7 protein-coding genes are annotated in these 11,361 nt (G+C 71.9%); 2 read left to right on the top strand and 5 right to left on the bottom strand.

Annotation, left to right across the window (positions count from 1 at the left end; all coding sequences use genetic code 11):
* Positions 1-75: 75 nt before the first annotated feature.
* Positions 76-822, bottom strand: a complete 747-nt coding sequence (locus C9F11_RS34250; RefSeq protein WP_249401989.1) for a 4'-phosphopantetheinyl transferase superfamily protein — start codon at positions 820-822, stop codon at positions 76-78.
* Positions 819-2,096 (bottom strand): glycosyltransferase family 2 protein, encoded by a 1,278-nt coding sequence (locus tag C9F11_RS34255; protein WP_138963049.1) that lies wholly within the window; start codon positions 2,094-2,096, stop codon positions 819-821. Before C9F11_RS34255 ends, C9F11_RS34250 begins: the two co-directional genes overlap by 4 nt.
* A 1,309-nt stretch (positions 2,097-3,405) precedes the next feature.
* On the opposite strand from C9F11_RS34255, the gene C9F11_RS34260 reads away from it, so the two are divergent.
* Positions 3,406-6,255 (top strand): LuxR family transcriptional regulator, encoded by a 2,850-nt coding sequence (locus tag C9F11_RS34260; RefSeq protein WP_138963051.1) that lies wholly within the window; start codon positions 3,406-3,408, stop codon positions 6,253-6,255.
* A gap of 105 nt (positions 6,256-6,360) precedes the next feature.
* On the opposite strand, the gene C9F11_RS34265 is transcribed toward C9F11_RS34260, so the two are convergent.
* A complete protein-coding gene (locus tag C9F11_RS34265) occupies positions 6,361-7,107 on the bottom strand; it encodes a hypothetical protein (RefSeq protein ID WP_138963053.1) in 747 nt (248 codons plus the stop codon).
* Between the two features lie 560 nt (positions 7,108-7,667).
* Between C9F11_RS34265 and C9F11_RS34270 the strand changes: the two genes are divergently transcribed.
* Positions 7,668-9,296 (top strand): NAD(P)/FAD-dependent oxidoreductase, encoded by a 1,629-nt coding sequence (locus C9F11_RS34270; RefSeq protein ID WP_138963055.1) that lies wholly within the window; start codon positions 7,668-7,670, stop codon positions 9,294-9,296.
* A 109-nt stretch (positions 9,297-9,405) separates the two neighbouring features.
* Here C9F11_RS34270 and C9F11_RS34275 read toward each other — a convergent pair whose 3' ends face one another.
* Together C9F11_RS34275 and C9F11_RS34280 are read right to left on the bottom strand one after the other, a co-directional pair.
* The gene (locus C9F11_RS34275; protein WP_138963057.1) at positions 9,406-10,221 is read right to left on the bottom strand and encodes an ABC transporter permease; all 816 of its coding nucleotides are present in this window, start codon (positions 10,219-10,221) and stop codon (positions 9,406-9,408) included.
* Entirely contained in the window at positions 10,218-11,162 is a 945-nt protein-coding gene (locus tag C9F11_RS34280) for an ABC transporter ATP-binding protein (protein ID WP_212767850.1), read from the bottom strand. Before C9F11_RS34280 ends, C9F11_RS34275 begins: the two co-directional genes overlap by 4 nt.
* Between the last annotated feature and the right edge of the window lie 199 nt (positions 11,163-11,361).

Below are 11,361 nucleotides of genomic sequence, written 5' to 3' on the forward strand. Positions count from 1 at the left end.
CCGGAGCGGCGACTCCTTCCCTTTCCCCCAGGGAAGGACCCGCCGCTCCGGGCCGGTGTGCCGCCCGTCCGCCGCTCAGCCCCCGGGGCGCAGCGCGATCGCGGTGAGGACCAGGCCGTCGCACGCCAGCCAGCGGCCCGTGAGCTCCTGGGGAAAGCCGAGGTCCCGTACGGGCGGCAGGATCCGCGCGGTGAACTCGCCCGCCCCCGGATCCGCGGACCGGCCGAAGGTGACGTCGGCCTCCTCGAACCCCAACGGCCTGCGCGTGAGCGGATACCAGGTCTTGTAGACGCTCTCCTTGGCGCTGAACAGGACCCGGTCCCAGCGCACCGCGGGCCACCGCTCCAGATGTGCCCGTACGCGCACCTGTTCCGCGGGCAGCGCCACGGCCTCCAGGACCCCCTCGGGCAGCGGCTCGCCGGGCGTCGCGTCGATGCCGACCGAGCGGACGCGCGCGGCCGGGGCGACGGCGGCGCCGCGGTAGCCCGCGCAGTGCGTGATGCTGCCGACGACACCGGCGGGCCAGCGCGGCGAGCCCTTGACGTCGGGCAGGATGGCCGCGGCGGGCCGCCCCAGGTCCTGGAGCGCGCGGTGCGCGCAGTGGCGGCCCGTGGTGAACTCGCGCCGCCGTGCCTCCACCGACCGTGCGATCAGGGCCTCTTCGTCGGGGTGCAGGACGACGCCCTCCGGGTCGTGGGTGCACTCGCGGCAGTGAACGTCCTCGGGGACGATCCGCGCGAGGAGCGACGGCGGCGCCCCGCGCGCCCCGCTGTCCTGCGCGTGGCCGTGGCCCGTGCCGTCCCGCGGTGCGCCGACGTTCACGGCGTGCCTTCCTTCTCGCGGTCCTGGTCTTCCCGGCCCTCTTTCTCCTCCCGGGCGCGCGAGCCGTCCGGGTCCTTGCTCCGGCCGCGCGCGGGCAGGTAGACGAGCAGTTCGGTGGCGACGAAGCGCACGACGAACGTCGTCAGGAGGGCGATCGCGGTGGCGGGCAGGACCGCCATGTCCGCGCCGTCGACGAGCAGCGCGATGAGGGGGATGCGCAGCAGCAGATCGGCGTTGGCGAGCAGCGCGAAGCGGCCGAGGCGGTCGGCCCAGTGGCGGTGCTCGCGCCGGCCGCGGAAGAGCAGCAGGTCGATGAGGACGAAGTTCCACAGCACGCCGAACTGGTTGGCCACGATCTCGGCCGGGAGGTAGTGCAGCCCCATCGCCGTGAGCCCGGCGAGGCCGAGGAGGTTGGGCACGAAGCCGGTCAGGCCGATGACGCCGAAGGCGACGATGCGGGCCACGGGGGTCGCGGTGCGCAGGGACACCAGGTGGTTCAGGAAGCGCAGGCCCTCGCGCACGGTCGACTTCGACTCGCCCGCGTACCGCTCCTGGAAGGAGAAGGGCACCTCGGCGACCGTGCGCGGGCGGCAGCGGATGGCCAGTTCGAGCAGGATCTTGTAGCCCAGCGGCTTGAGGATGCCGGCCTGGGCGTGCACGGTGGCGCGGCGGATCGCGAAGAACCCGCTCATCGGGTCGCTGATGCCGCGCAGCGCGGAGGGGAAGAGGGACTTGGTCACCAGGGTCGAGGTGCGCGAGACCGCGACGCGGTAGCGGCCGGAGAGCCCGGCGTGGCTGCCGCCGCCCGCGTACCGGCTGGCGACGACGAGTTCGGCCCCCGTGCGGCGCCCCGTCTCGATCAGCTCGGGCAGCAGCGACGGCGGGTGCTGGAGGTCGGCGTCCATGACGACGAGCCACTCCGAAGCGGCGGCCTTCATGCCCTCCACCACGGCTCCGCTCAGGCCGCCCGTCGGGGTTTCCCTGTGGATGACGTTCACGGGGAACGGGCAGGTGAGGGCGGCGCGCTCGATCGCGGCCGGAGTGTCGTCGGTGCTGTCGTCGACGAACAGGGCCTCGCAGTCCAGGTGCCCGGGCAGGGCGGCCGCGAGCCGCGTGAGCAACTCCTCGACGTTGTCCGCCTCGTTGAACGTCGGGATGATCACGGTGACGGTGGTCCGCACCCCGTCCGGAGCGAGGTGGCCGAGGCCTTCGGACACCGTCGCGTCGGCGGCTCGTTCGGCGTCGGAGCCGGGGCAGGCGCCGGGCGCGGTCATCGGGGCACGCTTCCGGGTCGGAGCGCGCTCGGTGTCTGCTTCTTCGCCATCGTCGTCCTCTACGGGTCTGCGCGCGTGCGTCCCACGCGAGCGCGTCACATCGGCGTGCCCTGGCCGGCAGGCGTTTCCGGGAGGATCACGGGTGACCGCCCGTGGGGTCGTGGCACTGCGGGGCGCGTCGGGCCCGGGGAGGGCGGGGTCGCCGACGACCGCTGGCGTCACTGTCGTACCGGTGATTCCTCCCGCCGGAGGCTAGCCGTGGCCCGTGGCGCCCTCCACCCCTATCCGTCCCCTAGGGCCTGCCCGACGGGACGGCGCGGCGTCCCGTCGGACACGCCCTGGCGGTGGGTCCGGTGCCCGCGGCGGTGAAGCCGGAGTGTGGCCCAGCGCACAAAAAAGGGGCTTTGTGGCGACGGCCGGGCGTTCGGCCGAGTTCGCATGTGCCGGAGGCGAGTTGCTCCTCCCGTTCGCGCCGCCAAAGCGCGCGGCGGCCCGGAAACACGGGCGTAACAATGGGGCGCGACCGGCACGCCGGTGCGCCGACGCTCCCGGCCGTGCGGCGGGGCTTCCGCCGGTAACTCGGCCGGGACGTCGGGCGGGCCGGTCGCGTCCCGGGAACTTTCACAGGGAATTTTGCCGTCGGATTGCCGCTGGATTGTTTTTGGTTTCCATTCGGGAGAGGCCCCGTTGGCGTGCCCGTGGATGCGTTTGCCTAACGCGTTCTTAACGCCCGCTGCGGCGGGCGCGCGGATGGCCGACCGCCGATGGGCCGTCAAATCGGTGTGCGCCGCCGCGCTTTGGGTAGCCGGGGCGACGGGGGATCATGCGGTGGCGGCCTTCGGAGGGGAGCCCCCGGGGGGTAGTGCCGGGTCTGCCGGGCTTGTCGGGATCGGACGCCCATGTGGGCTGTGGCCAGGCATGTTTCCGGACAGTGTGGCGCGATGGGCGCTGGGTCATGACGCCGTGGCCAGTTGAGTCTTCTCCTTTCTCACAATTGGAGTTTAAGGCTCCGCATGTGACGGGCCGATCGCCCGGGCCTATATCACAGACATGGCCGGAGTGGGGAGGGCTGAACGTTGCGAGTCATCGTGGATTTGGGGGGTGGGCTCACTTCTTTCGGGGCTACCTCGCCGTCAAGTTTCAGTCATAGTTGTGTTGTTGACTGAGTGCCCCAAGAGCCCCGGCGGAGATATTTGGAATATGCCCTGGTATCCTGCTTCAGGCTCCTGAGGCAACTTGATGAGTGCGATATGCGAATAAGGCGCCCAGTGCAGTTTGCGATAATTTCTTACGGGGAGGAAACCGCACTATGAGCCTGGTCGAGCGAGTCGATGAGTGGGCTCTCTTGGAGGACGTTCTGGCGAACAGCGCGGAGCGGCCTTCCCGTGTTGTGTTGATAAGAGGTCCGGTGGCCACCGGCAAGAGCGAGTTGCTGAACAGCGTCGCCGACGAGGCGGAGGCCCGAGGCCTGACCGTGCTCAAGGCGACGGGTTTACGGGCCGAGCGCACCACGCCCATGGCGGTCTTCGGTCAACTGCTCCTCCACGCCGACCAGGTGGCGGAGCAGGACGCCGGAGCGACCGCGCGCGTGGCGCGTCTGCTCGACGACGCCAAGTTCACCGCCATGCTCCGCGATCCCGACAGCGAGCGCGAGGAGCACGTACGCGCCCATGTGATGCGGTCCCTGACCATGGCCCTGCGGGCCCTGGCCCGCGGCGGACCGCTGGCCGTCCTCGTGGACGACGTCCAGTACGCCGACATCCCGTCCCTCCAGTGCCTGCAGTACGCCATGCGGGAGCTGCGGGCCAAGCCCGTCGTGATCGTCCTCGGCCTGCGGACCGGGCCGCACGCCGAACGGCCCATGTTCAGCGCGGAACTGCTGCGCCACCCCCGCCTGACCCAGCTGCGGCTCACCACCTTCGGCGAGTCCGGCACGGCGGAGCTGCTGCGCGCGCACCTCGACGAGGCCGCGGCACACGGCCTCGCGCCCGACGTCCACCGGCTCAGCGGCGGCAACCCCCTCCTGGTGCGGGCCCTGATCCACGACCTGCTCGCCCACGGGCCGCTCGACCACGACCAGCGGGCCACCGGGTCCGGCACCGGCAACGCCCTGCCCACCGGGCGCACCGTGCCCGCGGGCGACGCCTACCGGCAGTCCGTGCTCAGCTGCCTGCACCGCGGCGAGGACGCCGTCCTCGCCGTCGCCCGCGGCATCGCGGTCCTGGACGACGCCGCGTCCGAGGCGACGCTCGCCGACCTGCTCGACCTCGACCGCGAGACCGTCGCGCGCGGCCTGCGCGCGCTCGCGGCGGCCGGTCTCACCGACGAGGGCGCCTTCCGCCACCCCCTGGCGCGGACCGCCGTGCTCGACGACCTGGCGCGCGAGGACCGCATCGGGCTGCACCGGCGCGCGGCCCTGCTGCTGCGCCGCCACGGCGCCGAACCGCCCGTCGTGGCCCGGCACATCGTCGCCACCGGCGAGGTCGAGGGCGCCGAGTCCCTCGACGTGCTGTGGGAGACGGCCACCCGCGCCCGGCGCGACGAGGACGTCTCGCTCGCCATCGCCTGCCTCCACCTGGCCGACGAGAGCTGCCCGCGCGGGGAGCGGCGCAGCGAGATCCTCGCCGAACTGGCCCGCCTCGCCTGGCGGGTGCGGCCCTCGACCCTCGGACCGCACCTGGGCGCGCTGCGCGCCGCCTTCGACGAGGGCTGGCTCGCCGAGCAGGCCGTGCCCGTGCTGATCTCGGGCCTGCTGTGGCAGGGCAGGTTCGACGAGGCCGCCGAGGTCGCCCGCAAGGGCCAAGTCGCCTACGAGGGCGCCTCCGCCGTCAGCGGCTACCTGGCGTCCGGCGCGGTGCGCACCACCTACCCGACGCTGCGCGAGCGCATCGGCGCCGACAACTGGCCCGCGCCGCACAGCACCTGGGACGTCCTGACGACACCGGGCTGCGACGCCCGCGGCCGCGTCGGCGCCGCCCTCAACGCCGTCCTGTCCCGCGGCGTGGACCCGCACGCCGCCGACCTCGCCGAGACCGTCCTGCAGGGCACCCGGCTGAGCGACGCCACCCTGGAGACGCTCACCGCCGCCCTGTCGGTCCTCATCTACTGCGACCGTCTCGGCCGGGCCGCGCACTGGTGCGACGCGCTCCTTCGCGAGGCCACCCGGCTCGGCGGGCCGGGCTGGCAGGCGCCGCTGTCCGCGATCAGGGCGACCATCGCCCTGCGCCAGGGCAGCGCGCCGGACGCCGTGCGGTACGCGCTCACCGCCCTGTCGTGGATCTCGCCCCAGGGCTGGGGCGTCGGCATCGGCTCGATCCTGGCCACCCTGGTCTCGGCGCACACCGCGATGGGCCAGTACGAGCAGGCCATGGCCTATCTGGACCACCACATCCCGGAAGGCCTCCCGGAGACCCGCTACGGCCTGGAACTCAGCTATGCGCGCGGTCAGCTCTACGCCGCCATGGGGCGGGTGCGCCCGGCCCTCGACGACTTCCTCACCTGCGGCGAGCTGATGACCCGCTGGGGCATCGACCAGCCGGCGCTGGTGCCGTGGCGGTCGGCGGCCGCGGAGATGCACCTGCGCACGGGCGGCGAGGCCGAGGCCGACCGGCTCGTCAGGGAGCAACTGGCCAAGTGCGGCCCGGGGCAGTCCCGCACCCGCGCCCAGACGCTGCGCGTGCTCGCCGAGGTGTCGGGCCTGCGGCGGCACCACCACGCGCTGCACGAGGCGATCGAGGAACTGGAGAAGTGCGAGGACCGGCTGGAACTGGTGCGGGCCCTGGGGGCGCTGAGCCGTTCCCATCACGCCCTGGGCGACCTGGGCCAGGCGCGGATGATGGCGCGGCGGGCGTGGCGCATCGCGCGCGACGCGCGGGCGGAGACGCTGTGCGAACAGCTGCTGCCGTACGGCGACGGCGAGGCGGGTGCGGCGGAGCGCCCGGCGCGGGGCGACGAGGCCTGCCCGGCGGAGGAACTGACCGACGCGGAGCGGCGCGTGGCGTCCCTGGCGTCGTTCGGGCACAGCAACCGCGAGATAGCGCGCAAGCTGTTCATCACCGTCAGTACGGTCGAACAGCATCTGACGCGGGTCTACCGGAAGTTGAACGTCTCCCGCCGCAAGGATCTCCCGCACGATCTGCTGGCGGACACGGCGTGCTGAGCCGCCCGTGGCGTTCTGACAACGTTGTGCTGACCGCTGATGACCACCAGTGGGGGGTGGCGGCCGCGGTCGTCGCCCCTGCGGGCGCGAGGGTGCGGAGCTCCGTCAGCGGGCGGTCGGCAGACAGCCGCAGCGCACCTGCCCGTCACAGACCATGAACAGACGGTCCGTCATGCGCCGGGCGACCTCCCTGGAACCGGAGGAGAACACCACGGTCCCGGTCGACGCCGCGTAGCGGCGAAGCACCCGGTGGAGGATCGTCTCCGACACCTCGTCCACGTCGTCCAGGGGGCGGCACAGCAACAGCAGCTTCGGCACGTGCAGCAGCGCGCAGCCGACAGCGGTGCGCGAGCGCTGGCCCGGCGTGAGCCGGGCCACGGACGTGCGCTCCACGGCCCGCAGGCCCAGGGCTTCCGCTAAGTCCGTGGCGCGCCCGGCGGCGGTCTCCGGGGGCAGACCTCGGCGCAGACCGGCGGCCATCAGGGCATCGTGGACGGGCACTTCGGGCAACGGCATGCCCGCGGGGACCACCCCGACGAGGCGCCGCAGGGCATCGGGATCGGTCCGGGCGTCCACGCCGTGCACGGTGACGCGGCGGTCCGGACCGCCGTCGTCGAGCAGCCGGTCCAGGAAACGGTCCGCCGAGCCGTCGTCCGAGACGACCGCGAGGCACGCGTGGCGCTCGACCCGCAGCAGGCGCTCGTGGCCGGGCGCCCCTTCGTGCGGGGGCGTCCCGGCGCCGTCCGCGCGCCGCACCTCCAGGGCCATCGGCTCCAGCCGGGCTCCATCGGGCGCGGCGCCCGGACGGTGGTCGTGCACCGCGAACCTTCGGCTGTCCGGCCCTGGATGCATGAGGCCTCCTCTGGATAGTGATTGTTGAACAATTCGGCACGCGGGAACTGATCCGGGCGTGTGGTGCGGCCACCATAGATCATTTCAAGGCGGCCCCTGAGTTTCGTACAGTCTTCAGGATCGAAGCCGCGCTACTAAAGTACTCATTGCGTCCCGTGCAACATTTCGTGCCCCTTGAGAACCCTCGTTCGGGAGCGCGTTACTGTGCTCCGAGAGTGAACGCAACAGTGACCGCGCGCGGTTCCGGGTGTGCCGGCCATGTGCCTCTAGGAGCCGTAAGGGGATGTTGAGGGGTTTCTCCGTCCCCCGAAGGCACCGAGATAATCAAGGGCACCGTCAGACGTGCCGTGTATCGGAGGCGATTCGCGGGCCCGACCGGCCCCCGTGGGGCAGGGTCACGGGCCGTGCTGATCGCGGACCCACCTCCTGCTGCCGCAGCCCGGCTCCCCCCCCGCGGCCGTCTGGAACGTCCGCCGGGCCGGCCTCCACCACGGTCAGAGGAGTATCCGTTGGTTGCCCTCAACGGTAGTTCGCGTCTCGGAACAGCAGATTCCATCACCATGCTGGGCCCGGACTTTCCCTTCGCGTACGACGAATGGCTGGCGAGCCCGCACGGCCTCGGCGAAATTCCGGCAGCGGAGTTCGGCACGCCCGTCGCCGTGATCGGGGCGGGGATTTCGGGCCTCGTCACCGCGTACGAGCTGATGCGCCTCGGGCTGCGGCCCGTCGTCCACGAGGCGGGCCCGGTCGGCGGACGCATGCGCTCCGCCGCCTTCGAGAGCCGCCCGGACGCCGTGGCCGAACTCGGCGCCATGCGCTTCCCCGCGTCGGCGACGGCCCTGCGCCACTACATGGACCTCGTCGGCCTGCGCACCCGGCCCTTCCCCAACCCGCTCACCGAGGCCAGCGGCTCCACCGTCGTCGCCCTCGGCGACGACCGGCACTACGCCCGGCACGCGGGCGAGCTCCCCGACGTCTACCAGGAAGTCGGCATGGCCTGGGACAAGGCCCTGCAGGAGCACGCCGAGCTGTTCGCCATGGACGACGCGATCCGCCGCCGCGACACCGCCGCCATCAAAGCCATCTGGAACCCGCTGGTACGCGCCCTGGACGACCAGTCCTTCTACGGCTTCATCGCCCGCTCGCCCGCTTTCCAGTCCTTCAAGTACCGCGAGATATTCGGTCAGGTCGGCTTCGGCGCGGGCGGCTGGGACACCGACTTCCCCAACTCCATCCTGGAGATCCTGCGCGTCGTCTACACCGGCGCGGAGGACGACCACCAGCTCGTCGTCGGCGGCTCCCAGCAGCTGCCGCTGCGCCTGTGGTCGCACGCCCCCGACGACCTCGCGCACTGGCCGGCCGGCACCTCCCTGGAGTCGCTGCACCGCGGCGGCCCCCGCGGCGGCGTCGCCCGCCTTCAGCGCGGCCCGCGCGGCATCACCGTCCACGGGCACGACGGCACCGCCCACACCTACCCGGCGGCCGTCTTCACCCCGCAGAAGCGGACCCTGGTCACCAACGTCCGCTGCGACCCCGCGCTGCTGCCCACCCCCGTGTGGACGGCCGTGGAGCGCAGCCACTACATGGGCTCGTCCAAGCTCTTCGTCCTCGTCGACCGCCCCTTCTGGCGCGAGCGCGACCCGCGCACCGGCCGCGAGGTGATGAGCACGACCCTCACCGACCGCATGCCCCGGGGCGTCTACCTCTTCGACGAGGGACCCGAGCGCCCCGGCGTCATGTGCCTGTCGTACACCTGGAACGACGACTCCCTGAAGATGGCCCCGCTGACCGCCGAGGAGCGCCTGGAGGGCGTCCTGGACGCCCTCGCCGCCATCTACCCGGACGTCGACATCCGCTCCCGCGTCATCGCGCCGCCCCGCACGGTGACCTGGGAGACCGACCCCCACTTCCAGGGCGCCTTCAAGGCGAACCTGCCGGGCCACTACCGCTACCAGCGGCGCCTGTTCACGCACTTCATGCAGGACGGGCTGGCCCGGGACCAGCGCGGCTTCTTCCTCGCGGGCGACGACGTCTCCTGGACCGCGGGCTTCGCCGAGGGCGCCGTCACGACCGGCCTCAACGCCTACTGGGGCGTCCTTCGCCACCTCGGCGGCGCCACCCAGCCGCTGAACCCCGGCCCCGGCGACCTGTTCGCCTCGCTCGCGCCGATCGACCTGCCCGAGGACTGACCGGCCGCGGCCACCACGGCACGCGAAAGGGCCCCGGAGCACTTGCTCCGGGGCCCTTCTTCCGTGCGCTCCTCGTCCGTGTGCGCTCAGGGCGTTCCGCCCGCGCCTGTCACGACTGCGCGCGCCGCAGGAAGCCGCGGATGCCGATCGCCGCGAACAGCGCGATCGAACCGACGAGCACGATCAGCGTGATCGGCAGCGGCACGTGCTCCACGTTCGGCGACGTCACCGCCCGCATGCCCTCACTGGCGTACGACAGCGGGTTGGCGCCGCAGATCACCTGGAACCAGCGGACCTCGTCGAGCGCCACGAGCGGGAACTGCGTCGAGCCCGTGAACAGCAGCGGCATCAGGACGAGCGTGAACATCACGTCCACCTTGTCGCTGCTCACGGACGTCCCCAGGCACAGGCCGATCGACGCCCCGGCGAGCGCGCCGAGCGCGGCGATCCCGAGGGCGGGCACCGTCCGGCTGATCGGCCACGACAGGTCCAGGAGCACCATGCCGACCGGCGTCATCATCAGCGACGCCACGAATCCGTACAGCGCACCGAAAAGGATCTTCTCCACGGCCACCAGACGCAACGAGATGGGCGAAAGGAGCCGGTCCTCGATCTCACGCGTGTACGAGAAGTCCACGACGAGCGGCAGCGCCGTGTTCTGCATGCCGCCGAGGAATCCGTTCAGGGCGAGCACACCGGGCAGCAGCACGGAGCTGTAGTCGCCGTCCACATAGCCCGCGTCGCTCAGCAGCACGCCGAACACGAACAGCGTGAAGAACGGCTGGATGATGGCCTGGCCGATGAACGTGGGGAACTGGCGCAGGGCGACGAACACATCGCGCCACATGATGGCGCGGAAGGTGTGTATCTGGCGCGAGGGCCGCGAAGCCTGAGTCGCCGAAGCTGTCGCAGTCGTCGCTGTCATCGCAGATTCTTTCCGGTGAGGTGGAGGAAAACGTCTTCCAGGGAGACCTTTCCGATGCCGACATCCGTGACCCGGTAGTCCCGTTCGGTGAGCGCGGCGAGCGCCGGCTGCAGCGCCTCGACCGGCTCGGTGTCCGTGTAGATGCGGAACCGGCAGGCGTCCGCGGGCGGCGCCTCCGGGTCGACCTCGTCGACCTGGCGCACCCCCGGCAGATCGGCGAGCAGCTTGGCCACTGGCGCCGGGCCCTGCGCGGAGCGCACCGTCAGGGCGAGCGTCGAGTGCGCGGGCAGCAGCGTGCCCAGGCCCTCGGGGGTGTCCAGGGCGAGCAGGGTGCCCCGGTCCACGATGCCGACGCGGTCGCAGAGCTTGGCGGCCTCGTCCATGTCGTGGGTGGTGACGACCACCGTCACGCCGCGCTCGGCGAGTTCGGCGACCCGCTCGTGCACGAACAGGCGCGCCTGCGGGTCGAGTCCGGTCGCGGGCTCGTCCAGGAACAGCACGCTCGGCCGGTGGATCAGCGCCCGCGCGATCATCACGCGCTGCACCTGCCCGCCGGACATGTCGTCGACCTTCGACTTGCGGTAGTCGGCCAGGCCCATCTGCTCCAGGAGCTCATCGGCCCTGCGCCGCCGCTCGGCACGCGGGATGCCGTGATAGGTGGCGTGGAAGAGCAGGTTCTGCCGCACCGAGAGCGAGCGGTCGAGGTTGTTGCGCTGCGGCACCACCGCGAGCACCCGCTTCGCCTCTCTCGGCCGTGCGACGACGTCCACGCCGTCGATCAGGACCTCGCCCGACGTGGGCCGCACCCGGGTGGTCATCATGCCCACCGTCGTGCTCTTGCCCGCGCCGTTGGGACCGAGCAGGCCGAAGACCTCACCCCGGTGCACCTCGAAGCTCAGACCGTCGACCACGCGGCGTGCGTTGGCCGCGTACTGTTTCACCAGATTCTCAACCCGGACAGCGTATTCCACGCTGCTGACCCTAGAGGCGGGCGGGAATCCCGAACACCCCTGTATCTGCCCGGCCCCACGGCCCGGTAGGGGGTTATTAGGGGTGGGGCTCGCGGATGCGCGCTGTTACCGTGCAACGGTATTGTGGGCAAATTTATCTGAAGTGCGTCCAGGAATACGGAGATTGATT

It is taken from the genome of Streptomyces sp. YIM 121038 (genome assembly GCF_006088715.1).
Taxonomy (GTDB): Bacteria; Actinomycetota; Actinomycetes; order Streptomycetales; family Streptomycetaceae; genus Streptomyces.